This window comes from Allobosea sp. 05T433 (genome assembly GCF_056396065.1).
The window spans coordinates 18,126-44,064 of the sequence record NZ_JBFTKS010000037.1 but is presented as its reverse complement, the minus strand read 5'-3'; the positions used below and the strand labels follow the sequence as shown (position 1 = coordinate 44,064).

Genomic DNA, 25,939 nt, shown 5'->3' with positions numbered 1-25,939 from the left:
CCCCTAGATTGACCTGTCGGCTCTGGATCTGATGGCATGGTGTGGCGGTCTTCGTACTGACCACGGACAGAAGCATGATCCTGGCGACGAGATATCGTTCAGAGGGACTTGACGATCAAAGGCCCATTACAGAAGCCCTTACAGAAGCTCTGCGAGGTGGTCCGATTACAAGGCTTGTGAACAATGTCGGGGCGGTCTTCCCGAGTAGCGTCGAAACCCAGACGCTGGCCGAGTTGGATATGGCAGTTTCACTGAATTTACGTTGTGCTCTTCAGTGCCTTCAAGCGGTCTTGCCAGGCATGAAGGATGCTGGATTTGGTCGGATCGTGAACATCTCTTCGCGTGCGGCCCTTGGTAAGGAGCTTCGGAGTGCATACGCCGCAACCAAGGCTGGTCTGATTGGTATGGCTAAAGTCTGGGCTCTCGAACTGGGGTGTCACCGGATCACCGCTAATAGTGTCGGGCCTGGTCCCATTCGTACAGAGCTGTTCGAGCGCGCCAATCCGAGAGAAAGTCCTGCAACGCAAGCGATTATCGATAGCATCCCGGTTGGTCGAATGGGCGAACCGGAGGACGTGGCCCATTCGGAGCATACCTCCTTGATCAGCGAAGCGGCTTTGTCACCGGACAGACACTCTATGTATGTGGGGGAATGACGGTTGGCGCCGCGGGTGCATGAGTGTGTCGATCGGCAACGTAATCCGCTCGGCGTCCTTATAAGGTGATCGAAGAGACGAACTGCCCCGCCCACTTGCGTAGGGGGCGTTCGGTATTGCAATCCTTCCGGTCTCAATCCGTCAGTCGGATCGATTTCTCACGGCAAAGATCGATGCCCTCATTGTCGCTCTCGACCTCGTCGCTGAACTTGGCGAGGACGGAGTAGTTGCAACCCGCCGGCTTGTTGAGCTTGAGCGCAATGCTCTTACCGGCGGCGAGCGGCTTGGAGAGCTTCGCAATAAGCCGCGGCTTATCACCCGGGGTAGTGATTTCCAGGGAGACGACCGGCACGAGGCGGGCATTCGTGACTTTGACTTGCGCGGGCGGCTTGGCGGATTGCGCAGTGGCTGGATTAGTCGCGAGGCAAATGGATACAGTGAAGCCGATTAAGCCGGCCGAGATAACGGGCTGACATCTCATGTTGTATGGTTCCCCCCTTGCGAGCCTGATGCTGCTCGCATCTAATTTCCGGCTATAATGGGCAGGAAAGCGGCTGCTGTCCTCCCGAACAGCAACCTTCTCCCGCAGAGCGGCGTTCCCCCCGAGATTATTATTAGCCCCGTGCTTTTTCTCGGCTGCAGGTACAATCACACACGCTGTTGCGGGACGACAGCTATACTTTATATGGCCCACCATTAATCTGCCACATTGTGATCCGCAACTTCCCCGGGTGTCGTTTCAAGTACTGTTAATGTTTCTCACTGTGTAAGCTTTCATTTACCGCTGTGAAACATCCTCGACGAGGTTCGATCAGTCAAACGGTCGCCCGCCTGCCGATTGCTAATGGAGCCCCTGCCATTAATTCAGGAAGAATGAGGATGCAGCCAAACGTGCCGACCTCTCGGCCACATAACCCGATTACTGAAATGTTCAACCGGTTGAAGCGCGAAGAGGCCGTTTTGCCTCTCGTCGGCACTTCGGACTCACCGAATGTTACGGCTCAAATGCCGCCTCCTACCCATCTTGGAAGAAATCAGACGGCATTCGTTGATCGGCCAATGAATAAAGACGCGATTTTATAAGCATCTGGCGGTTTGTAAGGCCACGTTATTCACGAGGTAGCCTCTTCCCGCGGACCGGTATTTCCATCAATGCCACGCGCATTTGATTGCCAACTTCGCCCCGTGGGAAGCAACCCTCGGGCCGATTTTACGGGTAGCAATCTAGATTGGAGTGTTGCGGCGGAGTCAGTCCGGAACTGGTCGGGATCGGTTACGGCTGCGGCACTGCCGTGGCCGTGATCACGCCGAGGCCAGGGATGGCGGCGAGCCTGCGACTAGTTTCGCTCTCGGCATGCCAGGCGGTGAGCTGTTGGTCGAGGACTGCAATCTCGCCGCTGCTGATCGTCACGATCTGGCGGATCAATATCTCCAGAGCGGATCGAGCATAGGATGGCAGCGCATCCTTGTCGGCAAGCGCCTGCTCGGCGAGCCTCGCAAGATGGGCGATACCGGGGTTGGCGACGAGGCCCAGCTCCGCCAGATGCCCGCGCACGGCATTGGCCAACATGGTGCGCTGGCGCACGAGCAGGGATCGGGCGCGATGAGTCATGAGCACACTCTGTTGCTCCACCGTCTTGCCCGGCCCAAACCGCATCGTCGGACGGTGGACGGCTTCGCAGATCGCTTCGGCGTCGAGCGCATCGCTCTTGCCGCGCTTGATGTAGGCCTTCACGTAGGACGGAGGAATCAGCCGCACTTTGTGGCCCATGTTGGCGAGCGTGCGTGCCCAGTGATGCGCCGTTCCGCAGGCCTCCACGCCGATCAGGCAAGGAGGCAGCTTCGAGAAGAGGGGCAGCATCTGCTTGCGGTGTAGCCGCTTGACCAGAATCGTACGTGAGGTTGGCCCGCTTGTACCGCGCAAGTTCTGAGGAGTGACGAACGCCGCCCTCCCGAGATCCGGCGACGCTCGGTGCTTCAACTTGGCAATATCCTAAGGTGCACGTTTATCGCTTCGCTAACTGGTTCTACGCCTTTTGTCTCATGCCGACCTTGCTGCTACCTCGCGAGCGAGTAACAATAGGGGGCGCGGCGACACCTCCACGCGGCGTTCCCCTCCACTCGGCCGCCAACGGGCGGCCTCTTTTTGATCAGGTGGGAACAGTAGAGCCTACAGCATAGTTGGCGGACTTTCCTGCGCTTCGAGGAACTCGGTCCGAGTTCTGCCCCTGCCGGCTCCCCTCGCTGACGATCTTGTCCTCAGCCCTGATCGCACGAACTGGCGATCTTTGGGCGGTTAGCGGATGAAGGCGCTCTGCTTGGGCCGAATGGCTATCCCAGGTTCCGTTCAATTGCGGATCGGGCGGCCTGGAAGGTTGCTACTGCTTCCGGCACCGCTCCTTGCTGCTGTTCAAGAATGAGAAGGGCAATTTCGTAAATCTCCCTGACGTCGGCTGCTTCCAATAGGCCTTTCTGCACCAGGCAGCGCAGTAGGCCGGCCATTGTTGCTGAGGAGACCAGATTTGCTGCGGCGACGCCATTCAATGAGGCAACGGACATCGGGGGCTCATTGTGCTTCTGTATGCGCAGGTTCCGGCACGGTGTAGCCGTCCGCTGCGTACGAAGTTATTTTGTTTCGCAGCGTGCGGATGGCGATGCCGAGTAGCGAGGTGGCGTGGGTGCGGTTGCCGCCGGTTTCCCGGAGCGTGGCTAGGATCAGTTGGCGTTCGACAAAGGCTACTGGCAGGCCGACGAACTGATCTACGACGGGTCGCTCACCATCGAGCAGTTGCATGGTCACGGTCCTTTTCGAGCCCCCCAACTCTTCTGGACCCCTTAGAATGGCGCCCGCCGTGGTTAAGAAGCGGTAAATCGATATTGTGAGTGGGCTCGGGACAACGTTGGGTTCGGCGCTCTCCGCCTCTGCGCGCCCGCAGGGCGCAAGTCTAATCGCTAACTGCATCAACTTACTTGGGCAGTGACGACTTCACCCGACTTGGGATTGCACTGACTTGCGCCCTCTGTTCCGTGGAATAAATAAGCGCTATGCCGGAAGGCTCACTATCGAAGCACAGAACCTGACCCTTGCGCCGGGTGAAGTCGCCGGGCTGCCTATTCACGGGAGCCAAGATTTTGTTGCGATCACAGTGCGCGACACCGATGTCGGCATGTTCGCGGACGTGATTGAAAAGGCTTTCGATCCGTTCTTCACGACGAAACCGATCGGCTAGGGAACGGGCCTAGCTGTCTTGGCTTCGCCGGCATCGGCAGCGCGGCGAGCGCAGGATTCACGACCGCAGATCAGCCCCGCATCACTGTCCGCATGCAACGCCCGTGCAGCGCGTCGCCGCGATCGAATCGCTGAGGGCAAACCCGCATATCGACCTGTTGATCTCCGATGTCGGACTTCCCGGGATGAACGGTCGTCAGCTTGCAGAGATTGCGCAAGGCCAGATGCCGGATCTCAAGGGGCTATTCATCACCGGCTATGCAGCCAATGCGGTCAACCGCAACCGACTTTCTGGCTGACCCGCATGGATATGATCACCAAGCCCTTCGGCCTGGAAAAGCTCGGACGGAAGATCGGCGAAATGCTGGCGAGAAACTAGCGAAATGCCGATCCAGGTCAGAGGACTTCTCTGGATGTACGCCGTGCATTTCGCAGTGACGATTAGATTTGCGCACCAATGCCGGGATCCGTGCGCGCAATGCGCGGTGTGGATGTGTTCTGCGTCTAGACGCCCCTTCGAGAGCGGCTCATCGGCTACTTGGCTGCGGTGTAGCTCGATTGATGGTTTTAGATGAGCGTTCCCGGGCCGAGATGCTGGCCCCGGCTCCAACTCGTCCGTTCGCGCTCACGCAACAGCGATCGAGAACCTGGGAGCAGGTTCGTGATCACCGGCCAAGTAGGCGGCGTTCAAGCAAAGCCTGCATGTCGCGGCGGCCGTCAGCGATGACGAAGATGACGACTTTGCTGCCAATTACGCGGTAGATTAGGCGATACGGATCGAGCAGAATCTGCCGGAATTCCCGAACACCTAACGCCTCAAGTTCCTTGGGGAAGCTGCCCCGTTCCGGGTAACGCTCCAGTGTGGAGATCCTTTCAATGAACGAATCGAGCAAGCACCCAGCCGCTTCCATTGAACGGTGTTCAGCCAGGTAGTAGTGAATGGCTTCGAGATCATCCTCTGCGCCTTGCGTCAGCTCGACCTCAAAGAGGCCCTCCTTCATCGACGATCCGCCGCTTTTCCGCGCAGTCTTTCGACGACAGCGCGAGCCGGCTTGGTCTTGCCTGCATCGACATCCTGATTGCCGATGGCAAGCAGCTTCAACAGCGCGAGCGTCTCTTGCGTCTGTTCAAAGGAGGCAACGTCCTGGAGCACCGCCTTGGCCTCGCCATTCTGCGTGATCACCAGAGGCTCTCGCCTTTCGGTGAGGTTGAGGAGGATGTCGGCTGCGTTGGCCTTCAGATAGCTGATCGGTTTGACTTGGGCAGAATACCGCAAAGGAGCCTCCCGGACTAAATTCGGTTCGAATATAGTCCGGACGTTAGCGCCGTGCAACTGTGGCGTAGCGGCTGGTGCCTTCCGGTGTTCGCGATCGTCCAGTCAATAGTAAGCGTCGGCACGGAGCCAACCAGCAGCAGTGATCATCGCGGCGTTGTCACGTTAACTGCCGGCGTGCGCAAAGAGGTGCATTCGGCCTGGTGAAAGGCTCACGCGGTGACGCCGGCCACGGCTAACATCATGGTTTGAGCTCCCGTTTCGAGTGCGGTCGAGGCTGCAACCCATGCGCCGGCCGGTTGGTTCCGGCCTGCTTCCTGCCTTGTCCCATGACGCTTCGGTCGCCGCGCGCAGGCCTCTTAAGGGATGGTCAGGTGCACGCTCCGCCCCGAAGCAGCAGCCGAACTTAGGGCTGGATCAAACTGTTCCTGTTCGAAGGAACACATCGTGCTCGCGAGCCGTTGTCGTCGAGATGAACTTGCGCGCCCGCGCCCCCCACGCCCAGAACCATGCGCCCAAGGAGATCGCCGTGACACTCCGCACGCTCGCTCCCGACGAAAAAATCGAGATTTCCCTCGGCCTGAATGGCCGGCCCGTTCACATCGAGGTCGATGCTGCAACGACCTTGCTCGATATCCTGCGCAACCATCTCGCGCTGACCGGGACCAAGAAGGGCTGCGATCACGGTCAATGCGGCGCGTGCACGGTGCTGATCGATGGCGAGCGAATGAATTCGTGCCTGAAGCTCGCGGTGATGCTGGACGGCAGCGCTATCACCACGATCGAGGGCTTGGCAGAGGATGGCGCGTTGCATCCCATGCAGCGCGCCTTCATCGAGCGCGATGCATTCCAGTGCGGCTATTGCACGCCGGGACAGATCTGCTCGGCCGTGGCGCTCGTAGCCGAAGGCCGCGCCCATAGCCGCGACGAGATCTGCGAGCTGATGAGCGGGAATATCTGCCGCTGTGGCGCCTATCCGAACATCGTCGACGCCATCGAGGACGTCATCGCCCAGCAGACAGGGCACATGCGGGAGGCCGCAGAATGAACCGCTTCTCCTATCTCCAGGCCGAGAGCCTCGAAGGCGCGCTCGCCGCGCTGGCAGCCGACCCCGGCGCTAGGCTGATTGCCGGCGGCACGAATCTGCTCGATCTGATGAAATATGATGTTGAGCAGCCGGACCGCCTGATCGACATCACCCGCCTCGGGGATCTCGATACGATCGCCGAGACCGCGGACGGCGGCATCCTGATGGGGGCGCTCGTCTCGAATACGACGATCGCCTATCACCCGTTGGTCGCCGGGACTTTCCCGCTGCTGTCGAGCGCGATCTTGGCGGGCGCGACGCCACAACTTCGTAACGCCGCGACGGCCGGCGGCAATCTCAACCAGCGCACTCGCTGCCATTATTTTTACGATGCCGCATTGCCCTGCAACAAGCGCGAACCTGGCAGCGGCTGCCCGGCGATCAAGGGCGTGAACCGCAATCATGCCATTCTCGGCGCGAGCACCGACTGCATCGCAACCCATCCCTCCGACATGTGCGTCGCGCTTGCCGCACTCTCGGCGAGCGTCCATGTCGCCGGGCCGCAGGGCACCCGGACGATCGCGATGGCGGATTATCATCGGCTGCCGAACGGTTCACCGGATCGCGACACGACGCTCGGCGCGGGCGAGATCGTCACCGGCATCGAGTTGCCCGCCGAGGCGCAACGTTTTGCCGAGCACCACAGCTATCTCAAGCTGCGCGACCGGCTCTCTTATGCCTTCGCGTTGGTTTCCGTCGCGGCCTGTCTGGAAATGGGCAGTGGCGGTGCGATCCGCGATGCGCGGCTGGCACTTGGCGGCGTTGCTCACAAGCCTTGGCGTCGGCCGCAGGCAGAACAGGTGCTGATTGGCCGTAAGCCCGACGATGCGAGCTTCGCCGCGGCGGCGGACGTTCTGCTGGAAGGAGCACAGGGCCGCGAGCACAATGCCTTCAAGATCGAGCTCGCGCGCCGCGCCATCATTCGCGCACTGACCCAAGCCGCAGCCGGGACGCCGCAATCGCAATCCGACAAGCGCATCGCCTGAGGGAGCACGGCCATGATCAGCAACGATCCCCATGTCGGCTCGCCGCGGAGCCGGGTCGACGGCGTAGCCAAGGTCACCGGCCGCGCGACCTATGCAGCCGAGTTCGTTGCTCCGGACCTGCTTCATGGCTGCATCGTCGGCAGCGCGATTCCGCGCGGCAAGATTCGCGATTTCGATCTCACGGCGGCGCTTGCAGTGCCGGGTGTCGTGACGATCTTCACCCATGAGAACCGCGCTCACACCGCCTGGTTCGACAGCAGCTACCGGGACCAGGTCTCCCCGCCCGGCAAGCCGCTCCGCCCGCTCCACGACGCCACCATCCAGCACAGCGACCAGCCGATAGCCTTGGTCGTCGCGTCGAGCTTCGAGGCCGCCCGTGACGCGGCCTCCCTGGTCGGCGTGTCCTATGAACGAGAACCGCACGAGACCGATCTCGAGCGCGCCCGCCAGGACAGCTATGAGCCGCCGAAGAAGCGCGCAGGCATCGCGCGGCCGCCCGATCCGAAAGGCGACGCGGAAACTGCCTTCGCAGACGCCCCGATCAAGGTCAGCGCCGAGTACCGCGTCCCGACCGAGCACCATAATCCGATGGAACTGCACGGGACGACGGTGGTCTGGGAGGGCGACGGCAAGATCACCGTCCACGACAAGACGCAGGGCGCGCTCAACACGCAAGGCTATGTTACGTCGGTCTTCGGCCTGGCAACCGAGGATGTCCGCGTGGTTTGTCCCTTCGTCGGTGGCGCCTTTGGCTCCGCGCTGCGGCCGCACCACCAATTGTTCCTCGCGGTGATGGCGTCGCTCGCACTCGAGCGATCCGTGCGCGTGGAGATGACCCGGGCCCAGATGTTCAGCCATGCGCATCGTCCGCAGACGATCAATTCTGTCGCGATCGGTGCCGATGCCGAAGGGCATATCCGTTCGCTCCAGCACCATGCGGTCGCCGCGACCTCCGGCTACGAGGATTATCAGGAGAACGTCGTCAACTGGTCGGGCATGCTCTATCACAGCGAGACGTCGCTGCTCGCCTACGAACTCGCCAAGCTCGACATCCCGACGCCCGGCGACATGCGGGCGCCCGGTGCGCCGACAGGCCTGTTCGCGCTGGAAAGTGCCATGGACGAACTGTCCTTTGCCACCGGCATCGACCCGATCGAACTCAGGCTCAGGAATTACACCACGCGGGACGAGAACGACGACAAGCCCCTGACCTCCAAGGAGCTGCGCGCCTGCTATGCCGAAGGCGCCGCCCGCTTCGGCTGGCACAGGCGCAAGCCGGCGCCGCGCTCGATGACAAACGGCAAGGAGTTGGTGGGCTGGGGCATGGCCAGCGGCGTCTGGGAAGCGATGATGATGAAATCCTCCGCCCGCGCGACGCTGACGCGCGACGGCAGGCTCGAGATCGCCTGCGCCACATCCGATATCGGAACGGGCACCTACACGATCCTCAGCCAGATCGGGGCCGATGCACTGGGGCTCGATCTCGACGCGGTGACCGTGAAACTCGGCGATTCATCGCTCCCACCAGCCCCGATCCAGGGGGGCTCCTGGACGGCGGCTTCCTCGGGGAGCGCGGTGATGCTGGCCTGCCGAAGGCTGTGCGAGACCCTGCTGAAACACGCAAAGTCCATCGAAGGATCGCCTCTGTCCGGCGCCCGGATCGATGACGTCGTCTTCAATGACGGGTTCGTTCGGTTGCGCCAGGAGCAATCGAGCGCCGTCTCATTCGTCGATGCCCTGAGTGCGGCGCAGGTTGAGCGGATCGAGGCCGAGGAAACAGCCAGTCCTGGCCTGATCGCGCCGCTGCGCCGCGCTTCCTACACCCATTCGGCCGTCTTCGCCGAGGTCCATGTCGACGAGCAACTCAATATCGTGCGCGTGACCCGGGTGGTTAGCGCCATCGCGGCCGGGCGCATCCTCAACCCCAAGACGGCGCGCAGCCAGATCATCGGCGGCGTGGTCTGGGGCATCGGCATGGCCCTGCACGAGGAGACGCTGACCGACCATCGCTTCGGCCGGTTCATGAACAGGAACCTCGGCGAGTATCATGTACCAGCCAATGCCGACATCGGTGGGATCGAGGTCCTCTTTGTCGAGGAGCATGACGACCAGATCAATCCGATCGGCGTGAAGGGGCTGGGCGAGATCGGCGTCGTCGGCACGGCGGCGGCCATCGCCAACGCCATTCATCACGCGACGGGCAAACGCATCCGCAGCCTGCCGATCACCGTCGACAAGCTGCTTGCGGCGTGAGGAGCAGCATAGTTGGCGTCGCGAGAGGCCGATCTCGGCAGATATTGCGCGCCATTGGAAACGCGAGGCCGCGCTTCACCCTCCCTCCCGGAGGGCAAACCGTTGGAGGGGCAAACTTACCGCCCGCTCTCATCCTCCGAAGCATCTATTGCAGCGCGCCCTTGCGCGGAGAGATGAGCGACCGGCAAATGCCAACCACGTCTGATCGCCATGAAACGAAGGCCGAAGCACACGGCAGCTCCAGCCAGCGCTGAAACGCCATAGGAAACGCCGAGCACATGGCCGATAACAACGAAGGACGCGGCGGTCAGCGCTGCGACGGCGTACAAATCGGAACGCAATACCTGCGGAATCTCCGCAAGCAGAACATCGCGCGTCATGCCTCCGCCGATTCCGGTCAGCATGCCCAGAAGCGCTGACATCACCGGGTTTAGTCCGAACTCGATCGCCTTCTGTGCACCGACCACCGCGAAAAACGAAAGGCCTACCGCGTCGAACAGGAGGACGGGGCTACGCAGCTTGCCGACGCCGGCATACCAGAAGAAGGTGATGAGCCCGGCCAGGACTGAGACCAGCAGGTACCGCCAATCCGTCAGAGCGGCAGGCGGGATTGCGCCGATCAGGACGTCGCGAGTGATCCCGCCAAAATTCCCCGTCACGAACGATAGGACGAGGATACCGAAAATGTCGAGGCGGCGATTGACTGCGGCAACCGCCCCGCTGATCGCGAAAACGAAGGTGCCGCCCAGGTCGAGAAGTCGCACAAGGGTTTCGATGGCGATCATGACGGGTCCGCCTGCGAAAAATCCTACCGCATCGGGACGAAAGCACCGAACAGCCTTCAAATAAGACTGATCTGCGATGCAATCGGGTAGAACAGTTCATTTTTTGTTCGGGCCGAGCCAGGCGAGCGCTCCGACGACCAGTGCCTCGACGCCTGTTGCCAGCGTGGGATGGAGGACGGGCGCGAATTGCGGACTGTGATTGACCGGAAGTTCGTTCAGCTTGCCGGCCGCCTTAGCCTCTGCATAGACCTTGGGATCGTTGCCACCCACGAACCAGAACACCGAAGGCACCTGCCACGCGGTGCCGAAGCAGCCGAAATCCTCGCTCGCCGGGGCGGGGCCGGTGTGCTTGACCCGGTTCGGCGAAAAATGGCCGCGAAACGCTGCGGCGATGCGGTTGCTGGCGGCTTCGTCGTTGACGTTTAAAGGGTAGCGGTCGAGCGGCGTGATTTCCGGTTTGCGCGGCGCCCCGGAGGCTTCGGCCTCGGCATTGACGATCCGCTCGATGGCGGCGAGCACATGCTTGCGCACGCCTTCGTCGAACGTACGCACATTGAGCTTGATGACGGCGTCGTCGGGGATGACGTTTTCCTTGGTTCCTGCCTGTAGCACGCCGACAGTGACCACTGCCGCGTCGTTGGCGGCAACCTCGCGGGACACGATGGTCTGGAGACGCAGCACGACGGAGGCCGCCATGATGACGGGATCGATGCTGGCCTGCGGCATCGACCCGTGCGCGCCGCGCCCGAACAGGCGGATTTGCAGGCTGTCCGCAGCGGAGGTTATCGGCCCGGCACTGCCGGCGACCGAGCCGGAGGGTCCGACCATGACGTGCTGGCCCAGCACGACATCGGGCTGCGGAAAGCGCTTCAGCAGACCATCGTCGATCATGGCCTGGGCGCCTTGCGCGGTTTCCTCGCCCGGCTGGAAGACGGCCATCAGGGTGCCCTTCCAGGCATCGCGCGCCTGTGACAGCAATGTCGCCGCACCGACCAGCCAGGCGACATGCATGTCATGTCCGCACATATGGCTCACGGGGACGGTGCTTCCCTCGGGGTCCGTCGCAGTAACCTTGCTGGCGTAAGCAAGGCCGGTATCCTCTGCGATCGGCAGCGCATCCATGTCAGCGCGCAGCATGACCGTCGGCCCCTCGCCGTTGCGAAGCAATCCGACCACGCCCGTCTTACCCACGCCAGTCGTTACCTCGAAGCCGGCTTTCCTGAGCTTGTCGGCGGCGAGACCCGCAGTTCGCATCTCCCGCATCGACAATTCCGGGTGGGCGTGGACGTCCTTATAGAGCGCCTCGATATCGGGCAGCAGCTTGTCCAGATCCGTCAAGACGACGGATGCGCTTCCGGAAGAGGTGTGCTCAGCCATGATGATCCCCTCCTATATTTCCGACGGGGGCAATGGGGTCGCAGCGATGCGTAGATCGGCATGGCCATGGGCCTGTCGCGCAACGCGGTCCATCCACATATCGAGGCGGCGAAATCCAAGATCGACGCGAATTCTCGTGCGCAACTCCTGCGCGGCGTGATGGCGGGCATCCTGAGATCGAGCCCTTGGCTTTAGCCAGCGCTTGCCTTTTCAGAGCTGAGTTCGGACCTCGGAACGCCGCGTGGCCCGTCAATCCCCCTCGCTCGTAGCGAATGGCTCCCTTCAGAGCACTTTCACCGTCAAAGACCACGCCACCGAGTGTCGGGCGCGAGCGATGCCGACGTAGAGGTTTGGGGCGGATGCTTCGACATGCGAAAAATCGCCCGGTGGACGAACTATCGATCCCAGTGGTCCGAGCTGACGATGCGCGGCAGGGTCTCGAACTGGTGGAACGGCGGAGGCGAGGACAGGGTCCATTCCAGCGTCGTTGCACCTTCGCCCCACGGATTGTCTCCGGCGAGCTGCTTTTTCGTGAAAGCGATGATCACGCCGTAGAAGAAGATGAGCAGGCCGGCAGCGAAGATGTAGGAGCCGATCGACGACCAGAAATKCCAGCCGGCGAAGGCATCCGGATAGTCCACATAGTGACGCGGCATGCCGGCGAGACCAAGGAAGTGCTGCGGGAAGAACAGCAGGTTGGCGCCGAAGAAGGCGACCCAGAAGTGCAGCCTGCCGATCCAGTCGGGGATGATATAGCCCGACATCTTCGGGAACCAGTAGTAGAAGCCGGCGAACAGGCCGAATACGGCGCCGAGCGACAGCACGTAGTGGAAATGGGCCACGACGTAATAGGTCGCATGCAGCGAGCGGTCGATGCCCGCATTGGCCAGCACCACGCCGGTCACGCCGCCGACGGTGAACAGGAAGATGAAGCCGATGGCCCAGAGCATCGGCGCGGTGAAGCGCAGGCTGCCGCCCCACATCGTCGCGATCCAGGAGAAGATCTTGATGCCGGTCGGCACGGCGATCACCATCGTGGCGAAGACGAAGTAGCGCTGCGTGTTGAGCGAGAGGCCGACTGTAAACATGTGGTGCGCCCACACGATGAAGCCGACGACGCCGATCGCCACCATCGCATAAGCCATGCCGAGATAGCCGAAGATCGGCTTCTTCGAGAAGGTCGAGATGATGTGGCTGACGATGCCGAAGGCCGGCAGGATCATAATGTACACTTCGGGGTGACCGAAGAACCAGAACAGGTGCTGGTAGAGCACCGGGTCGCCACCACCGGCCGGATCAAAGAAGGTGGTGCCAAAATTGCGATCGGTCAGGAGCATCGTGATGGCCCCGGCCAGGACCGGCAACGCCAATAGCAGCAGGAAGGCAGTGACCAGCACGCCCCAGGCGAACAGCGGCATCTTGTGCATGGTCATGCCAGGCGCGCGCATGTTCAGGATAGTGGTGATGAAATTGATCGCGCCCAGAATGGAAGATGCGCCCGCGAGGTGCAGCGCGAGAATGCCGAAATCGACCGAGGGACCGGGGTGGCCCGCCGTCGAGAAGGGCGGGTAGATAGTCCAGCCGGTGCCGACGCCATGGGCGCCAGGCGCGCCTTCGACGAACAACGAAATGGTCAGCAGGATGAATGCGGCCACGACGAGCCAGAACGAGATATTGTTCAGCCGTGGAAAGGCCATGTCGGGCGCGCCAATCATCAACGGCACGAACCAGTTGCCGAAGCCACCGATCAGTGCCGGCATGACCATGAAGAAGATCATGATCAGGCCGTGGCCGGTGACGAAGACGTTGTAGCTCTGGCCGTTGGCGAAGATCTGCAGGCCGGGCTGCTGAAGCTCGATACGCATCATAATCGACAGGAACCCGCCGACGAGTCCCGCCATGATCGAGAAGATCAGGTAGAGCGTCCCAATGTCCTTGTGATTGGTGGACAGTAGCCAGCGTCGCCATCCTGTCGGATTGGCATGAGCTTCCCCGTGTTCGCGAGCGTCGACAGTTGGGAATTGGGCGTTCGGGGCGGTTCCCATGGGTTCGCCTCCCATTAGGACAGTTTCGAACTTTCATTTCCAATGGTCAAGGCCTGAGCCACGCCTGGCGGAGCCGCCATCAGCAAAACGCACAGTCGCGTTCAAGGTGAACCAACTATCGTGGCTTTGAACTGGGCGCATCGGGGCGGCGCCGTGGACGAGCAACTCATCCGTGGCATTCGCCTCGCCGCCCACTCAATGGATAACCCGAGGGCGCAACTATTTGGCGAGAGGCCGGCGCGTATCCACCGCTCTTACATTAAAGATGGTCATTTCAGTGACTGAACGAATACGTACAGCCACCAAATCCCATAACCCAGAAGCATAAGCACCGCGACCATGACCAGAAACAAAACTAGCGCGATTGAGCCCCCTTGAACGCGGGGTGAAAACCCATCCAAGGCGTCAGTTGTTTTGGTTTTTCCAGCGCCGATCGGCTGCTGAGTCCGCTTGCTTGTCGTCATTTCTACCTCCCAGGGGACGTGCATCAGCGTCCATTGGGCTGACTATTAGAACGGTCGCTTTCGGCAATAGCGTCATATGAATACTGCTGCTGGGTCAGCTCACCCGTCCCGAGGCACGTTCCTGCGCGCCGTGGAACGGAGAGCTTCGGCACCAATAGCCAGACGCGCTATCGAAAGAACGCGAGCAGGATGATGATCGGCAGGGGAATGCCCAACATCCAAAGAAGAATACCGCGGCCCATTGTTCGTCCTCCAATTTGTCGAGGCAGAACCCGCCACTGAAAGGAGTGTTCCCGGCCCTATAGGTTCCGGCTGGAACTCTTTTGCTTCGCCATCTGTTCACCCCTCGTCACGTGTGTGACGGAGCATCGGAGGGTCTCATGAACGGCGTCATCTACATCGTCGGCCTTATCGTGGTCGTGTTGGCCATACTTTCATTTCTCGGTCTTCGGTAAGGCATGTTTCCGATGGCAAGTCTGCCACCTTGGAACGGGCACTCTTCAGACGCGTTCTGTGAGAGCCGGATCCGTCGCTTAGCCGGTAACGAACATGACCCGTTATTTCTTCGACAGCACGGATGGCGACTTCGTCGATATCGACGAGGACGGAATTGAACTTTCCAGCGACGAAGAGGCGCGGCGATCAGCGTTGGACGCCTTGCCRGATATGACACGCGCGGTGATGCCAAACGGCGACTGCCGATTGTTCACCGTTAGCGTCCGCAGGGAAGAAGGTGGCGTCATTTACCGGGCGAGCATGGAACTTTTGGACGAGCGATCCGAAAACTGGAGCACAAAGGAGGTCGATATGGCGAATGCAGATCCAAACAAGGCGGCAGGTCAGCCCGGGAGGACAAGTGATAGCCGCCCACGACCGGGCACAGGCATACCGAAAGACGATCGCGGAACGCCGGCGGCGGATGCGAGCGTCGCTTCGCCAGCAAAGGGCGAGCCAAAACCCTCCAGCTCGCCGAGCGCACTCGACCCTGGGCGGCCGGTTAAGAAAACCTGATCTGCGGGGCCGCTAGGAACGCCTCGGCGTGCGCCGGTTTAAGCTGGGATGAATGAACCCTTCCGACGGCCGCAGATGTTGCCAAGTTATCGGCGCATGGGGATCGAGTTGATCGCTTGCGGTGCTGTCAAGCTTCGAGCCTGTCACGCTCGATGACGAGCTCGATGACCACGCCCAACGTGTCCCAAACTCTGCTGACCCGGCCAAGTTGACTTGCCGTCGCTTTGACCAAGCGGCTCCCGAAGCCTTCGCCTCCCGATCTCCGCGGAGATGGACCACCGCGCTCGCGCCAGACGATCACGAACTCGGACAGTCGCTCTGAGCATGTAATCTCGACCATGCCGTCCATCGTCGAAAGACTGCCGTATTTCGCGGCGTTGGTCGCGAATTCATGGAGCAGCAGCGAGAGCGATGTCACCAAGGTGGAAGGGATTGGAATGTCAGCACCGCGAACCTCGCAGCGCGACCGTTCACCCGCACGATAGGGTGCGAGTATGGCTGCAATCAGCGGGTGCAACGTGGTTGCGGCCGGTTCGCTTCCCGCAGCTACGGACGACATAGTCAAAGCGTGCGCGCGCGACAGGGTGGCGAGACGCTCGCTAACCGTTGAAGCGAGCTCGGCCGGGGTATTGGCTGAACGCGCCGTGAGATTGACGATTCCGCTCGTGAGCGCGAAGACGTTCTTGACGCGGTGGTTCATCTCGTGAAGCAGCAACTGTTGCTGTTCCTGCGCCCGTTGCCGCTCCGAGATATCCCGGGCAATCTTCGAGGCCCCCACGATTTCGCCTCTGGCGTCCCTGATGGGCGAGACGGTCAGCGAGATCGCTACAGGCGTTCCGTCCTTGCGGCGGCGGATGGTTTCGTGGTGCTCGATGTGCTCCCCGGCGCGAATGCGCTCCAGAATCGTTGGCTCCTCGCCCCGACGGTCTTCCGGAATGAGCAGCATGACGGGCTGACCCAACATCTCCTCTCGCCGATACCCGAAAAGGCGCTCGGCGCCCGGATTCCAGTCGGTGATGAGACCGTTCAGATCCTTTGCGATGATCGCGTCATCGGACGATTCGACGAGCGCAGTCAGCCGGCGGGCCGAGGCGTCCCCGGCATGACGTTCGAGGGCAAAGCCGAGCTGGCGTGCGACGAGCAGCGCGAGGTCGCGCTCGTGATCGGTGAAGACCCGCGGAGTGTCATAATAGACCATGAACTTGCCTGCCAGTTCGTCGGCTCCGGCGAGCGGGATGAAGGCCAAGGCATGGATGCCCTCGCCGATAATGGTTTCGATGAGTTGTCTCGGCTCCTTGCTGAGGGCGACGTCCGAGAGGAAGATCGGGTCGGTTTCGCGCTCATGGCGCTTCCAGGGCGAGTGGCCGTCTACAGCGGCGCGGTATCCATCCGAGAGGCCGCGCCAAGCGACGAAACGCATTGTTCCCCCATCATCGAAGCGAAGGATCGACGCCCGCGAGCACATGAGGGTTTCACAAATGGCGTCAAGCGCACACTCGTAGATCTCGACGACGGTGCGGGCTCGAAACAGGCGATCGGTGAAGCGGAAGAGTGTGGTCTGCTCCCGAACCTGGCGCGCCAGATCGTTCGCAGCGTCGGTGGTCCTGCTGCGGACCGTAACCGTCGCCTGACGATCGGTGCTTTGCTCCATGGGCACCCTCATGAACAGCCGAGATCTCGCACAACGAGGAATCCCCTCTGGCGACCGGGGCATTCGAGCACCGAACCCGGCTCATCGCAATGTCATTTGGTCATAATCCGTTCTTCGTTTGAGCAGGGGTTCGTGCGCGCCGCCAGCGCAGTAAGGCGTCTGCGCCAACGACCGCACCTGTGCAAAGATCAACCTTGGGCTGATACTGAAATCCGAACTCGTCGTTCGCCAGCGTTGCATTTCGTTCGTCAGGCGAATGCGATTGCGACTCTGAATTTCGTCCTCGGCCCTGAACTCGCACGCCTCGCGGGATGGAGAGGATTTCGAGCGCCGGAGGGCGGCTCCGGCCCGACCGAGCACCAACCTGGTGTCGAAGCCGGCCTCGGCGATCACGAAGCCGGTGGCAAACCGAATGGTGATCGTCGCTCCCGAAACGACGAAGGTCGCCGACAACGCAGAGATCAACCTCTTGATGATTTCAGGGCCTTCATCGGAGCTCGCGAGCGGCTTTACCAGCGCAAATTCATTCGAGTCGATGCGTCCCACGACGCCGACGCCGGTGGTGCCAATGCGCTCGGCGATTTGGACGAGAACCTGGTCGCCGACGTCGAAGCCATAGCCGGAGTTGATGTCATGAAAGCCCGCGACATCCAGCTTTGCGATCAGCATAGGACCTTTGCCCGTGGCAGCGAGGCCCGCCACAGAATTCACGCAGTATCGCTCCATGGGTCCTCGTGTCCGGGACCTGGCCGGGCTCAGCCCTTTTGCGGCGGGGACCGCATCGCCATATCCAGGCAAACAACGCAGGGCGGTTCCACCAATGCTCGACGTTACACCTCGCTTCGTCCTCAACGAGGACGACTTCGATTCGTCCACGCTTCCGCTCTCACCAGCAAGCGATGGCGCGCTGCTTGATGCTTATTCGCTTGCCGTCACCGACGTGGTGGAGCGGGTGGGCCCGGCCGTCGTCAGGCTTAATGTCCGCAGGCACGGGCGCCCCTCCGGCTCCGGCTCGGGCGTGATCCTGTCGCCGGACGGGCTCATTCTCACCAACAGCCATGTCGTGCAAGGCTCGGCGCGGGTCGGGGTGCAGATGCCAGACGGGCGGCATTTCGATGCGCGTCTGATCGGCGATGACCCGGATACCGATCTGGCGCTCGTCCATGCCGAACCGCCCGTGAGCCTGCCGACGGGCCGTCTCGGTGACAGCGGGCTGCTGAAGCGAGGACAGATCGCCGTCGCCATCGGCAACCCGCTCGGGTTCGAGGCGACGGTGACGGTCGGCGTGATCTCGGCGCTCGGCCGCTCGCTGCGCGCCAAGAACGGCCGGCTGATCGACGATGTGATCCAGACCGATGCTGCGCTCAATCCGGGCAATTCGGGCGGCGCGCTGGTGTCATCGCGGGGCGAGGTCATCGGCATCAACAGCGCCATGATCATGGGCGCGCAAGGCATCAGCTTCGCGGTGGCGTCGAACACGGCGAGCTTCGTGATGGGCGGCCTCATCCGCCACGGTCGGGTCCGCCGGGCCTCGATCGGCATCGCGGCGCACCCGGCCGTGATCGCCCGTCGCATCCAGGTTGCGGCTGACGTGGATCAGGCGGCGGGCGTCATGGTCGACTCCGTGGAGGGCGGAGGCGCGGCTGATGTGGCCGGCATACGGGCAGGAGACATCATTGTGGCGGTCGACGGCACCCGTGTCTCCGGTGCCGACGATCTCGTGCGCCTGCTGGCCGAGGACAAGATCGGCCGGCCCACCGCCTTCGGACTGCTGCGCAATGGCCGCAGGCAGGTCATTGAGGTCACCCCACGCGAGAGGCGGGGGACATGAAGGCTGTTCCCCTGATGCTTCAGCCGCATGGGCTCACGCAGCAAAACGGATGGACGCGAACTCATTGAAGTCGTTGACGAAGCCGTGCTCGTTCGCGAGGCCCCTTTCATCTCAGGAGACACGGGAGGCTCACATGGGACCCTCAGAGGCAGTTGCTTCCGGCCAGGATCTTGCGCTGCGCATGAATGCAGCGTTCCCGCGCCGCGATTGGGTTGCTCTCCTGGCGGAACGGTCGCGAGAGAGTCGTGAGTTCGTCGAATGGCATCTTCAGGAAGACATCGCACCTCCGGAGACGCTGTTGCGCGCAGCATCAGGCCTGCTCGACGAGAATGCCGCCAGCGACAACTCACAAGTGGATTCCCCGACATGACGTTCAGAAACCACGAGGAGTATGAGGCTGCCGTACAGCGCGCCGCCGCGTTGAGCGATGCGCCCGAAGGATCTCCGCAGGCGGCCGAGTTCCGTCAGCTCACCGCTGAGATCCGCCGCTGGAATGAGGCGGACGAGGACGAGAACAGTCACGGGCCGGCCCCGCCCCACAGCTTGCTCACGCCGGACGATCTTCCCTTTTCGGGGCTGCCGGGCAATCTCGGGAAGCTCAGGAAGGACTGAGCCGTTCTCAGTCAAATGATCGGATGACCGCCGGTCACAGCGATGGTGGCACCCGAGACGTGGCTCGAACGCGGATTGGCCAGCGATATCCCGTCATTTCGGCAAGCCCGCGCGCCTGCTCAACGATGCCGAGGTACAGGGTTTGCCGAGTGAGGCCGGGCCATCGAGCGCGCGCCTCACTCCTTTCAGTCGGCAAGCCTAGCCTGCCCAACCCGATTGGGGCTCGATGTCAGACGTACTAGTCGAGTTCGTCGACTTTCGTGGTTCCAGATGCGCCAGCAGCACCAGTGGCTTTCTTTCCAGCCTTGGCTCCAGCGCTGCCATGCCCGCTGCCGCCTGCCTTGATGCGTGGGGCCACGACCTCAGCGTCGACATCGGCATTTCCGCTGGCTGAGGGCGCGGGACCGCCGATTTTGCCCTGTGCCTTGCCGCGTGTCTGGGTATCGACCGAGACGCCCTGCGCCAGAGCAGGCCCTGCAAGTGCGGCAGACATCGCAAGCACAATCGCGGACAATTTCACGCCATTCATCGGCTTCTCCTAGTCTGAATGCGCGACGGTATCGGTATTGGTGCGCCGCTCGCCTGGAACAATTGGACCGCCGCGCCAGGTCGGTACGAACGACGCAGGCCCATGCAAACGGCGCAGCATGACCATTGTTCGGATTTTCTGGGGTGATTTCGCGAGTCCGGTGCCGTATTGCGGCCCCGCATGTGGCAGTGATGAATCCCTGGCCCACAGGGGCGGGCGCTTCAAATATGTCGCCGTTCGGATAGGCTCATTGGTCGAATGACCTGCGACGTCGCATAGCCAGGATGCGACCACACGGCGATCAGCTCGCCCGTTTTGCAACGATGGTCAGCATGCCGTCTTCACCGAGCTGGGCAACGACCACGTCCCGTGATGTGAAGCCCTTCGCCGCGAGCGCCGATTTCAGCTCCGGCTCATTCTCTATGGCCGCTTGCAATTGCTGGATCTCGTCAGCCGAACGGTTTGTCAGTACCTGGTTGACCTGCACCTGGGCCTCAGCCGGAAGCGCAGCGAGATCGACGACGCTCACCGATTTGATAGTTGTTCGGCCCGAGCCCTGTTGCGGTGATGCAGACGGAGGTGTGGGCTGTGATAGACCCTGCGCATTCGCGCCGCCTGCCAGAATGAATGTAACGCCGACCACAGTTGTTATGATCTTTCGCATCGGATTTCCTTCCATGAGCTGTGGATAGGCGTCCAATTCCATAACGCGAATGCGGTCAGGGGTTGAAGCTGATCTGGTCATTTATTGACCATATAGTGGCAGGGCTGCGTGATCGGCCTCCCAAACTAGGTGCGATCACGCGCCGATCGACGCGATCGTCAGCAGGATTTCCTCATCGATCTTGAGGCGGGAAAGCGGTCATGCCAGCTCGGCGGTAGCCTTCTCGTCGACGAGGCGCTCGGTTTTTGCCTCACTGAGCTCGCGGCCGAGCCTGAGTTGCGGACCGGGCCGCGGAGTCCAAGCTTGGCGCGCCAAAGTCATGCCTCCGCGGCGCGTTCGTCGCGCGCAGCCTACCAGATGGAGACCGGACGCCAGCACCTATCGACATCCCTGGAACAAGTGCCCAAGCGCCCGGTTTGATTGTGCATATATGGCAACTGTTTCAGGGAGATATCGATGAAACGGACGATCATCGCGGCGGTGTTTTGCGGGGCGACGATCCTGGCAGCTCAGGCGCAAACGCCGACGACTGCACCTACTCCTTCGCCAAATGCTCCAGACGAAGCGAACGCGCCGCTGCCCGGTGCCAACAGCTTCACGGAAGGCCAGGCGAAGAGCCGGCTCGAGACCAACGGCTACACCGCAGTGTCCGAACTCAAGAAGGACGACAACGGTGTCGGGAAGGGCAGGGCGACGCACGACGGCCAGCCGGTCAACGTAAGCGTCGATTACCGCGGCAACATTACGCGCAACTGAGGATCTCGCAGATGACCCAGACCATCACGCGTTCGTACGATACCTATCAGCAGGCTGAATCCGTGGTGCGAAAGCTGAAGGACGCCGGCGTTGCCGATTCCGATATCAGCCTTGTCGGCCGTCACGCCGATGCCGATGAAAGCCACGCGGGCGAGGGAGCAGGAATCGGCAGCTTGATCGGCGGTGCAGCCGGGCTGCTGGCGGGTCTCGGCCTGATTGCGATCCCCGGCATCGGCCCTGTGGTGGCCGCTGGCTGGCTTGCTGCTACCGCCGCGGGAGCCGCGACGGGCGCCGTCGCGGGGGGGCTTGTGGGCGCCCTGACGAGTTCGGGCGTCGATGAAAATGACGCCCACTACTTTGCAGAGACGGTGAGGCGAGGTGGCAGCGTTGTGGCTGTTCGGGCAACCGACGAACAGGCGCCTACGGTCGTGGCAATCATGGACGGCGCGACACCCATCAACACAATCGACCGCCGTGCTGCTTATGAGAGGGAGGGGTGGACAGAATTCGATCCCGAAGCTCCGCCGTATGTGCGGCCCTCGATTTAACTGACCAGGGGGCCCCGGCAGCGATGGGGCCTCCTTCCAGCAACTTTGCATGCGGCTGGTGGTCTAGGAGTTTGCCCAACAGCCTGCCACCCCGCGCCGCTATCTCGATCGATCAACTTCCCAGCGGTGGGCGCAATGCGACGAATTGTACGCGCCGAGGGGATCGGGACCTTGGCGACGGCGCCACGGATGAAAATGCATGGCCCAGTATTTTTTCGACATCGAGATCAACACCGAACTGGTCGTAGACGACGAAGGAATAGACCTTGAAGATCACGTCGCCGCGCGTCTTTCGGCGCTTTCAAGTCTCGGCGACATTATCGCCGAGCATATCCAGACCAGTGACGGTCTGAGAGTGGATATGAGAATCCGCTACGCCGATGGAACCCCCATTTTTGCAGCGACGCTGACGCTCAATAGCCAGTGGCTAACGCCAGTTCCCCCGTCTCAACTTCGGCAGACGGTGCCCCGCAAGACGGAACCGTGAGATAGGCATCATCTGAAGTGGTTGCCTGCGGGAAACTGCGGCCTCCAACCGGGCGCCACAATCAGGATGCCGAGGCGGCGCCAAGCACATGCCGAGATGACCCGAACACTCACGCGGCCATGAGCTTGTCGATTATTGGCAGCCGCGCGCATTTTCCTGTCGCGTGAAAGATCGCGTTGGCTTCGGCGGCAGCGGCGCCAACGATGCGTATTCCTCCGGCACCCGATCGGGCTGACTTTATCGTCATGCACCTCGACAAAGATCACCTCGATGCCGTCGATATCGCTTCGAAGTGACGTGATATTCGCCGAGATTGCCGTTTATGAACCGACCATAGCGATGGCGGTCAGGGTTTCCTCGTGAGGGGCATTCCGATACCCCCACCACGCCGCCGATGATCTGGCTTCGCGCCGTCTTTGGGTTCAGGATCCGGCCTGCGGCAACGGCGCTTACCACCCCATCCGGGGTCGACAAGGTCCATGCGGTGATCGGCCATCTGAACGCCATCTGAAAGGCGTAGCAGGAAGCCGACCAGACCGTCCGTCGTTGGAACAAACCCCAAGGCAGTTCGTTGCCACCACGCGAAATTCTTTGTTGGCCCCGGAAGGAGAAATCCGATGACACCTGTGCATGGGCGGACTGACCCTTGTAGTTTCCGTTAAGGTCTATACCGAGATGTGGCTAACCTTCACCGCGCCGCGCGACGAGAGCGCGGATGTTGTCGTACCTCTCGCTGCGATTAGAGCCTCGCGAGGGGATGGTGAATGCCGGAGCTTCAGGTGTGCCGCCGCGATCGCCAGGCTGATATTGCCGATGAACCGCGGGCCGATGACGTTCCCCATGCCTCTTCGGTCAGATCGAGCGGGTGTGCGCCACACACCCCGCGCTCGATAGCCAGGCCGCCAGCGAGACGCGACTGAGTGCGCTGGCCGCGGAGAGACCGGCCGCGCCCCGAAGCCCGCCTGCCTATGGCCCCATTTAGCCAAGACTGCGCTGGGTGAGGCCGAAAGTCTCAGCAAAAGCGCGGGTGAACTGCTCACTCGGAAAGCGGATGGCTATCGCTGAGTCGTCGATTCCCGCAACCTGATAGGCAATGTCCCACTCGCTCAGCCAAGTATCCATCGCCTGAAGACGAGATAGAAGGTCCTGCCCTTCGATCGGGATGAGGACCTCATGTGTCCGCGGCTGTGCTTCTTCGGTGGGGAAACAATTCATCGCATTGCCTGCGGTTTTCGGCTGCGGAATGGCTTGTCGATGTTCAATAGACGATCGAGGGCAGTGTCCGATGCCAGCAAAGGCCCCGCCGACGGCAAACCTCGGCGGGACCCTAGGCCGTGCGGCTCCTAAGGATGGAGAGCCACCACGCAGAGAAAACGAACTGGTCTCTCGACAGTTTCACCACGACCGGGTTTGTTCGCCCAATACCAGAACCATGAAAAGAAGTGCGGGCCGCGGATGGGGCCACCGGAGCACAGGAGTGGGCTCCCTAGACCTTAAGCACCCTTTCCACTGGCCTTCTTCAACGTTCTCGCCGGCGCCGCTGGCAACACAGTTATGGTCACCTTCTTCGAAATGAGCATCGGTTTGAATGGCCGGTGGTCGGGGTCGCCGAGCACCAATTGCAGGGTATGTTTGCCAGGCGGCAACTCAAGCCTCGCCTCAGTCTGCCCTGCACCGAAGTGAAGATGCTTGTTGTCTGACGGAAGCGGCTCGTCCGGAACAATCTCATCGGTGACATCGACCAGAAGGTGGTGATGTCCGGCATTCGGAGCGGAGCTGCCGGCCTGCGTCACGCCCATATTTCGTAGGCCGAACCGCACCCAGAATTCGCCGCGGATCTGCGCTCCGTCCCAAGGATAGATGATGTACAGGCGCGCATCCGGAGATGGCGCCCGTTGCGGTGTGGAGGGCGTTGGGCCCGGCGCTGTCTGCGCCAAGGTTTCGAGCGGGAAAAGGCTGACTACAGCAAAGGCGAGAAAGATGCCGCTGGCGGATCGGCCCATGGAACCCTCCTGTCAGAGCGAGCGAGCTATCCTGAATCCGTGTGCAGGGTAACGGACGCCCGTATCGTAATGGGTCCGGCTCGCTGGCCTCACCGAGACAGCGTTGCTTCGCCAGGAGCCGCCTCTCAAGACATTCTCGCGGCAATTCTCAACCGTCCGAGGGGAGCCCTCCAACGGCGCATCCCGGTAGTTGGGCAGCCAGCAATCGGCCACCCACTGCGCGACGCCGCCTCCGAAATCGGCACCCCCGAATGCATTGCGCGCGAAACTGCCGACCGGCATCGGAACCTTCGGATCTTGAGGCCCGCCGCAGTCCCTGCAATTGGCGTTGCCGGGTTCGAGCTCTCGACCCCACCAAAAGCGGGTCGAGGTGCCCGCCCTTGCGGCGTATTCCCACTCCGCTTCGCTCGGCAAACGGTATGGCTTACCGGTCAATTGCGCGAGCCAGTCCACATATTGCTTGGCATCGAGCCAGCTCAGATTGCGGGCTGGCGTTGTGTCGCTTCCGTCGAGCGAGAAGTTGCAGCCCTTTGCGGCCGCGCATCGGTTCCACTCGGCGACGGAGATGGGCGACAGACCGATTGCAAACGGCGAGATGGTCACGGTCCGGATCGGTTGTTCCGAGGGGTCTTCGTCGCTACCCATCCGAAAAGCCCCGCCGGGTATGCGGATCATTTCGGGGCAGGTTTCGCAGTCCCGGAAGCCGGAAGCGGTTTGGATCATCCGTGCAGCAGGAAGGTTCGGAGTCAAAATCGCGACCTGCGGATCTGAAGCTGGGGCGCCAGGCGTGGGATCCGCCAATGGGGCCAAAGGTCTGGCCGCATCAGCATTGTTGCTTGCCGGCGTCTCAACCCGTGGGGCACGGGTAGGTTGGTTTGTCACGGTGACGAGGGGGACGGGCACCCATTGCGGGCGCTGTTCGACTGACACCAGACTTGGCTTTCCGCCGACCAAGTAGCCGGCGGAGTAGAGGCCTGCGGCAAGCAGCGCAAATGCTGCCGCGATCCCCGCAGGTATCAAAAATAGGCGTCTTTTTTTCGTCGCGCGAGTGAAGGAAGCTGGATCGGGAAGCACACGATAGATGCGAACAGGATCGGTGATGTTCTTCAGCTTCTCGTCGCCAAGCGACTGATATCCGCAGACCAGCTTATTCTTGATCTGTTCGTAGACTCCGCCGGAGATATAGACGCCGCCGGGGGTCGCTAGAGCCTCCAGGCGCGCGGCGATGTTGACGCCATCGCCGAAGACATCGTCCGGCTCAACGATAACGTCGCCTAGGTTCACCCCTATCCGGTATTGAAGCCTGTGTTCACGCGGAAGATCGGTGTTCCTTGCCGTCACGGACTGCTGAATGACAATCGCGCATCTCACGGCTTCGAGCGGACTGTCGAACATAGCGAGGAAGCCATCGCCGGTGTTCTTTATGAGCCTCCCGTAGTGCTCTTCAAGTGTGGGATCGACGATCTCGCGGCGAACCTGCTTCAGCCGGCGAACCGTTCCTTCCTCGTCGTGACCCATCATCTGGCTGTAACCAACGATGTCCGCCGCGAGGATAGCCGCAAGCCTGCGATGAGGGTGCGGATGAGCTGGAAACTCTTCGCGCATCACGACCACCACTGTGGATCACACAGCCCCGCCTTATCCATATCAGGTAGCCCATCCAGCGTCGCGAACTTTCCGCTGATCGACGAG

30 protein-coding genes and 2 pseudogenes are annotated in these 25,939 nt (G+C 61.6%); 14 read left to right on the top strand and 18 right to left on the bottom strand.

Translation table 11 applies throughout. The features are described from left to right. Positions 1 to 74: 74 nt before the first annotated feature. Positions 75 to 656 (top strand): SDR family oxidoreductase, encoded by a 582-nt coding sequence (locus AC1DGP_RS31265; protein ID WP_476832973.1) that lies wholly within the window; start codon positions 75 to 77, stop codon positions 654 to 656. A 133-nt stretch (positions 657 to 789) separates the two neighbouring features. On the opposite strand, the gene AC1DGP_RS31260 is transcribed toward AC1DGP_RS31265, so the two are convergent. The 4 genes and pseudogenes from AC1DGP_RS31260 to AC1DGP_RS31245 all read right to left on the bottom strand — a co-directional run bounded on the left by AC1DGP_RS31260 (position 790) and on the right by AC1DGP_RS31245 (position 3,450). Then, positions 790 to 1,137 (bottom strand): hypothetical protein, encoded by a 348-nt coding sequence (locus AC1DGP_RS31260; RefSeq protein WP_441509149.1) that lies wholly within the window; start codon positions 1,135 to 1,137, stop codon positions 790 to 792. 715 nt (positions 1,138 to 1,852) lie between these two features. Further along, positions 1,853 to 2,559, bottom strand: a pseudogene (locus AC1DGP_RS31255) (IS110 family RNA-guided transposase); the annotation flags it as partial. A 428-nt stretch (positions 2,560 to 2,987) separates the two neighbouring features. Then, the gene (locus tag AC1DGP_RS31250; protein WP_476832972.1) at positions 2,988 to 3,215 is read right to left on the bottom strand and encodes a hypothetical protein; all 228 of its coding nucleotides are present in this window, start codon (positions 3,213 to 3,215) and stop codon (positions 2,988 to 2,990) included. 7 nt (positions 3,216 to 3,222) lie between these two features. Continuing rightward, complete coding sequence (locus AC1DGP_RS31245; protein ID WP_441509148.1) at positions 3,223 to 3,450, bottom strand: helix-turn-helix domain-containing protein; 228 nt, start codon at positions 3,448 to 3,450, stop codon at positions 3,223 to 3,225. A gap of 217 nt (positions 3,451 to 3,667) precedes the next feature. Between AC1DGP_RS31245 and AC1DGP_RS31240 the strand changes: the two genes are divergently transcribed. After that, positions 3,668 to 3,886 carry an ATP-binding protein gene (locus AC1DGP_RS31240; RefSeq protein WP_441509147.1) on the top strand — a complete coding sequence of 73 codons (219 nt, stop codon included), beginning with the start codon at positions 3,668 to 3,670 and terminating at the stop codon, positions 3,884 to 3,886. 103 nt (positions 3,887 to 3,989) lie between these two features. After that, on the top strand, positions 3,990 to 4,184 hold the full coding sequence (locus AC1DGP_RS31235) for a response regulator (protein ID WP_441509212.1): 195 nt from the start codon (positions 3,990 to 3,992) through the stop codon (positions 4,182 to 4,184). A 366-nt stretch (positions 4,185 to 4,550) separates the two neighbouring features. On the opposite strand, the gene AC1DGP_RS31230 is transcribed toward AC1DGP_RS31235, so the two are convergent. Next, positions 4,551 to 4,886, bottom strand: a complete 336-nt coding sequence (locus AC1DGP_RS31230; protein WP_476832971.1) for a type II toxin-antitoxin system RelE/ParE family toxin — start codon at positions 4,884 to 4,886, stop codon at positions 4,551 to 4,553. Further along, positions 4,883 to 5,161: a type II toxin-antitoxin system Phd/YefM family antitoxin gene (locus tag AC1DGP_RS31225; RefSeq protein ID WP_476832970.1), complete on the bottom strand. Its 279-nt coding sequence runs from the start codon at positions 5,159 to 5,161 to the stop codon at positions 4,883 to 4,885. The genes AC1DGP_RS31230 and AC1DGP_RS31225 overlap by 4 nt, the downstream gene beginning before the upstream one ends. A gap of 469 nt (positions 5,162 to 5,630) precedes the next feature. On the opposite strand from AC1DGP_RS31225, the gene AC1DGP_RS31220 reads away from it, so the two are divergent. From AC1DGP_RS31220 to AC1DGP_RS31210, 3 genes are read left to right on the top strand one after another with little or no spacing between them, the layout of a single operon-like run. After that, the gene (locus AC1DGP_RS31220) at positions 5,631 to 6,206 is read left to right on the top strand and encodes a (2Fe-2S)-binding protein (RefSeq protein ID WP_476832975.1); all 576 of its coding nucleotides are present in this window, start codon (positions 5,631 to 5,633) and stop codon (positions 6,204 to 6,206) included. Further along, positions 6,203 to 7,231: an FAD binding domain-containing protein gene (locus AC1DGP_RS31215; RefSeq protein ID WP_476832969.1), complete on the top strand. Its 1,029-nt coding sequence runs from the start codon at positions 6,203 to 6,205 to the stop codon at positions 7,229 to 7,231. The genes AC1DGP_RS31220 and AC1DGP_RS31215 overlap by 4 nt, the downstream gene beginning before the upstream one ends. A 12-nt stretch (positions 7,232 to 7,243) precedes the next feature. Further along, entirely contained in the window at positions 7,244 to 9,484 is a 2,241-nt protein-coding gene (locus tag AC1DGP_RS31210) for a xanthine dehydrogenase family protein molybdopterin-binding subunit (protein WP_476832968.1), read from the top strand. Between the two features lie 116 nt (positions 9,485 to 9,600). Here AC1DGP_RS31210 and AC1DGP_RS31205 read toward each other — a convergent pair whose 3' ends face one another. Continuing rightward, positions 9,601 to 10,266: a trimeric intracellular cation channel family protein gene (locus tag AC1DGP_RS31205; protein WP_476770633.1), complete on the bottom strand. Its 666-nt coding sequence runs from the start codon at positions 10,264 to 10,266 to the stop codon at positions 9,601 to 9,603. On the opposite strand from AC1DGP_RS31205, the gene AC1DGP_RS31200 reads away from it, so the two are divergent. After that, positions 10,183 to 10,359, top strand: coding sequence for a hypothetical protein (locus AC1DGP_RS31200; RefSeq protein WP_476770632.1), 177 nt, complete (start codon positions 10,183 to 10,185; stop codon positions 10,357 to 10,359). The two genes, AC1DGP_RS31205 and AC1DGP_RS31200, sit on opposite strands and share 84 nt — an antisense overlap. A 6-nt stretch (positions 10,360 to 10,365) precedes the next feature. Here AC1DGP_RS31200 and AC1DGP_RS31195 read toward each other — a convergent pair whose 3' ends face one another. The 3 genes from AC1DGP_RS31195 to AC1DGP_RS31185 form a co-directional block, all read right to left on the bottom strand. Further along, positions 10,366 to 11,646 (bottom strand): M20 family metallopeptidase, encoded by a 1,281-nt coding sequence (locus AC1DGP_RS31195; protein WP_476770628.1) that lies wholly within the window; start codon positions 11,644 to 11,646, stop codon positions 10,366 to 10,368. 395 nt (positions 11,647 to 12,041) lie between these two features. After that, entirely contained in the window at positions 12,042 to 13,691 is a 1,650-nt protein-coding gene (ctaD, locus tag AC1DGP_RS31190; protein ID WP_476832967.1) for a cytochrome c oxidase subunit I, read from the bottom strand. Between the two features lie 269 nt (positions 13,692 to 13,960). After that, complete coding sequence (locus AC1DGP_RS31185; RefSeq protein ID WP_476770626.1) at positions 13,961 to 14,155, bottom strand: hypothetical protein; 195 nt, start codon at positions 14,153 to 14,155, stop codon at positions 13,961 to 13,963. A gap of 549 nt (positions 14,156 to 14,704) precedes the next feature. Between AC1DGP_RS31185 and AC1DGP_RS31180 the strand changes: the two genes are divergently transcribed. Further along, complete coding sequence (locus AC1DGP_RS31180; protein WP_476832966.1) at positions 14,705 to 15,166, top strand: DUF6894 family protein; 462 nt, start codon at positions 14,705 to 14,707, stop codon at positions 15,164 to 15,166. A gap of 127 nt (positions 15,167 to 15,293) precedes the next feature. On the opposite strand, the gene AC1DGP_RS31175 is transcribed toward AC1DGP_RS31180, so the two are convergent. Both AC1DGP_RS31175 and AC1DGP_RS31170 read right to left on the bottom strand, forming a co-directional pair. Continuing rightward, positions 15,294 to 16,817 (bottom strand): PAS domain S-box protein, encoded by a 1,524-nt coding sequence (locus AC1DGP_RS31175; RefSeq protein WP_476832965.1) that lies wholly within the window; start codon positions 16,815 to 16,817, stop codon positions 15,294 to 15,296. A gap of 81 nt (positions 16,818 to 16,898) precedes the next feature. Continuing rightward, positions 16,899 to 17,486: a diguanylate cyclase domain-containing protein gene (locus AC1DGP_RS31170; protein WP_476770623.1), complete on the bottom strand. Its 588-nt coding sequence runs from the start codon at positions 17,484 to 17,486 to the stop codon at positions 16,899 to 16,901. 151 nt (positions 17,487 to 17,637) lie between these two features. Here AC1DGP_RS31170 and AC1DGP_RS31165 point away from each other — a divergent pair, with 151 nt between their 5' ends. The 3 genes from AC1DGP_RS31165 (at position 17,638) to AC1DGP_RS31155 (ending at position 19,260) form a co-directional block, all read left to right on the top strand. After that, positions 17,638 to 18,648, top strand: a complete 1,011-nt coding sequence (locus AC1DGP_RS31165) for a S1C family serine protease (protein WP_441508577.1) — start codon at positions 17,638 to 17,640, stop codon at positions 18,646 to 18,648. 181 nt (positions 18,649 to 18,829) lie between these two features. Beyond that, positions 18,830 to 19,018, top strand: coding sequence for a hypothetical protein (locus AC1DGP_RS31160; RefSeq protein ID WP_476832964.1), 189 nt, complete (start codon positions 18,830 to 18,832; stop codon positions 19,016 to 19,018). Then, complete coding sequence (locus AC1DGP_RS31155) at positions 19,015 to 19,260, top strand: hypothetical protein (RefSeq protein ID WP_476770620.1); 246 nt, start codon at positions 19,015 to 19,017, stop codon at positions 19,258 to 19,260. The genes AC1DGP_RS31160 and AC1DGP_RS31155 overlap by 4 nt, the downstream gene beginning before the upstream one ends. Before the next feature lie 238 nt (positions 19,261 to 19,498). Here the strand turns inward: AC1DGP_RS31155 and AC1DGP_RS31150 are convergent, their stop codons facing one another. Both AC1DGP_RS31150 and AC1DGP_RS31145 read right to left on the bottom strand, forming a co-directional pair. Then, the gene (locus AC1DGP_RS31150; RefSeq protein WP_476770619.1) at positions 19,499 to 19,789 is read right to left on the bottom strand and encodes a hypothetical protein; all 291 of its coding nucleotides are present in this window, start codon (positions 19,787 to 19,789) and stop codon (positions 19,499 to 19,501) included. A gap of 301 nt (positions 19,790 to 20,090) precedes the next feature. Continuing rightward, positions 20,091 to 20,453: a hypothetical protein gene (locus tag AC1DGP_RS31145; protein WP_441508573.1), complete on the bottom strand. Its 363-nt coding sequence runs from the start codon at positions 20,451 to 20,453 to the stop codon at positions 20,091 to 20,093. A gap of 456 nt (positions 20,454 to 20,909) precedes the next feature. Here AC1DGP_RS31145 and AC1DGP_RS31140 point away from each other — a divergent pair, with 456 nt between their 5' ends. The 3 genes from AC1DGP_RS31140 to AC1DGP_RS31130 all read left to right on the top strand — a co-directional run bounded on the left by AC1DGP_RS31140 (position 20,910) and on the right by AC1DGP_RS31130 (position 22,244). After that, a complete protein-coding gene (locus tag AC1DGP_RS31140; protein WP_476832963.1) occupies positions 20,910 to 21,209 on the top strand; it encodes a PepSY domain-containing protein in 300 nt (99 codons plus the stop codon). A gap of 11 nt (positions 21,210 to 21,220) precedes the next feature. Then, a complete protein-coding gene (locus tag AC1DGP_RS31135) occupies positions 21,221 to 21,757 on the top strand; it encodes a hypothetical protein (RefSeq protein ID WP_476770617.1) in 537 nt (178 codons plus the stop codon). A gap of 199 nt (positions 21,758 to 21,956) precedes the next feature. Further along, complete coding sequence (locus tag AC1DGP_RS31130; RefSeq protein WP_476770616.1) at positions 21,957 to 22,244, top strand: DUF6894 family protein; 288 nt, start codon at positions 21,957 to 21,959, stop codon at positions 22,242 to 22,244. A gap of 109 nt (positions 22,245 to 22,353) precedes the next feature. Here AC1DGP_RS31130 and AC1DGP_RS31125 read toward each other — a convergent pair. The 4 genes and pseudogenes from AC1DGP_RS31125 to AC1DGP_RS31110 form a co-directional block, all read right to left on the bottom strand. After that, positions 22,354 to 22,700 (bottom strand): annotated as a pseudogene (locus tag AC1DGP_RS31125) (xanthine dehydrogenase family protein molybdopterin-binding subunit); the annotation flags it as partial. Between the two features lie 522 nt (positions 22,701 to 23,222). Next, positions 23,223 to 23,459, bottom strand: coding sequence for a hypothetical protein (locus AC1DGP_RS31120; protein ID WP_476770615.1), 237 nt, complete (start codon positions 23,457 to 23,459; stop codon positions 23,223 to 23,225). 278 nt (positions 23,460 to 23,737) lie between these two features. After that, on the bottom strand, positions 23,738 to 24,247 hold the full coding sequence (locus AC1DGP_RS31115) for a DUF4399 domain-containing protein (protein ID WP_441508568.1): 510 nt from the start codon (positions 24,245 to 24,247) through the stop codon (positions 23,738 to 23,740). Between the two features lie 12 nt (positions 24,248 to 24,259). Further along, positions 24,260 to 25,852 carry an SUMF1/EgtB/PvdO family nonheme iron enzyme gene (locus AC1DGP_RS31110; protein ID WP_476832962.1) on the bottom strand — a complete coding sequence of 531 codons (1,593 nt, stop codon included), beginning with the start codon at positions 25,850 to 25,852 and terminating at the stop codon, positions 24,260 to 24,262. Positions 25,853 to 25,939: the final 87 nt, after the last annotated feature.

Excerpts from the sequence above, each read along its gene's own strand:
- AC1DGP_RS31265 (WP_476832973.1), top strand. The coding sequence starts at position 75 with ATGATCCTGGCGACGAGATATCGTTCAGAGGGACTTGACGATCAAAGG.
- AC1DGP_RS31260 (WP_441509149.1), bottom strand. The coding sequence starts at position 1,137 with ATGAGATGTCAGCCCGTTATCTCGGCCGGCTTAATCGGCTTCACTGTA.
- AC1DGP_RS31250 (WP_476832972.1), bottom strand. The coding sequence starts at position 3,215 with ATGTCCGTTGCCTCATTGAATGGCGTCGCCGCAGCAAATCTGGTCTCC.
- AC1DGP_RS31245 (WP_441509148.1), bottom strand. The coding sequence starts at position 3,450 with ATGCAACTGCTCGATGGTGAGCGACCCGTCGTAGATCAGTTCGTCGGC.
- AC1DGP_RS31230 (WP_476832971.1), bottom strand. The coding sequence starts at position 4,886 with ATGAAGGAGGGCCTCTTTGAGGTCGAGCTGACGCAAGGCGCAGAGGAT.
- AC1DGP_RS31220 (WP_476832975.1), top strand. The coding sequence starts at position 5,631 with ATGAACTTGCGCGCCCGCGCCCCCCACGCCCAGAACCATGCGCCCAAG.
- AC1DGP_RS31215 (WP_476832969.1), top strand. The coding sequence starts at position 6,203 with ATGAACCGCTTCTCCTATCTCCAGGCCGAGAGCCTCGAAGGCGCGCTC.
- AC1DGP_RS31210 (WP_476832968.1), top strand. The coding sequence starts at position 7,244 with ATGATCAGCAACGATCCCCATGTCGGCTCGCCGCGGAGCCGGGTCGAC.
- AC1DGP_RS31195 (WP_476770628.1), bottom strand. The coding sequence starts at position 11,646 with ATGGCTGAGCACACCTCTTCCGGAAGCGCATCCGTCGTCTTGACGGAT.
- AC1DGP_RS31185 (WP_476770626.1), bottom strand. The coding sequence starts at position 14,155 with ATGACGACAAGCAAGCGGACTCAGCAGCCGATCGGCGCTGGAAAAACC.
- AC1DGP_RS31175 (WP_476832965.1), bottom strand. The coding sequence starts at position 16,817 with ATGGAGCAAAGCACCGATCGTCAGGCGACGGTTACGGTCCGCAGCAGG.
- AC1DGP_RS31170 (WP_476770623.1), bottom strand. The coding sequence starts at position 17,486 with ATGCTGATCGCAAAGCTGGATGTCGCGGGCTTTCATGACATCAACTCC.
- AC1DGP_RS31165 (WP_441508577.1), top strand. The coding sequence starts at position 17,638 with ATGCTCGACGTTACACCTCGCTTCGTCCTCAACGAGGACGACTTCGAT.
- AC1DGP_RS31160 (WP_476832964.1), top strand. The coding sequence starts at position 18,830 with ATGAATGCAGCGTTCCCGCGCCGCGATTGGGTTGCTCTCCTGGCGGAA.
- AC1DGP_RS31155 (WP_476770620.1), top strand. The coding sequence starts at position 19,015 with ATGACGTTCAGAAACCACGAGGAGTATGAGGCTGCCGTACAGCGCGCC.
- AC1DGP_RS31150 (WP_476770619.1), bottom strand. The coding sequence starts at position 19,789 with ATGAATGGCGTGAAATTGTCCGCGATTGTGCTTGCGATGTCTGCCGCA.
- AC1DGP_RS31145 (WP_441508573.1), bottom strand. The coding sequence starts at position 20,453 with ATGCGAAAGATCATAACAACTGTGGTCGGCGTTACATTCATTCTGGCA.
- AC1DGP_RS31140 (WP_476832963.1), top strand. The coding sequence starts at position 20,910 with ATGAAACGGACGATCATCGCGGCGGTGTTTTGCGGGGCGACGATCCTG.
- AC1DGP_RS31135 (WP_476770617.1), top strand. The coding sequence starts at position 21,221 with ATGACCCAGACCATCACGCGTTCGTACGATACCTATCAGCAGGCTGAA.
- AC1DGP_RS31130 (WP_476770616.1), top strand. The coding sequence starts at position 21,957 with ATGGCCCAGTATTTTTTCGACATCGAGATCAACACCGAACTGGTCGTA.
- AC1DGP_RS31120 (WP_476770615.1), bottom strand. The coding sequence starts at position 23,459 with ATGAATTGTTTCCCCACCGAAGAAGCACAGCCGCGGACACATGAGGTC.
- AC1DGP_RS31115 (WP_441508568.1), bottom strand. The coding sequence starts at position 24,247 with ATGGGCCGATCCGCCAGCGGCATCTTTCTCGCCTTTGCTGTAGTCAGC.
- AC1DGP_RS31110 (WP_476832962.1), bottom strand. The coding sequence starts at position 25,852 with ATGCGCGAAGAGTTTCCAGCTCATCCGCACCCTCATCGCAGGCTTGCG.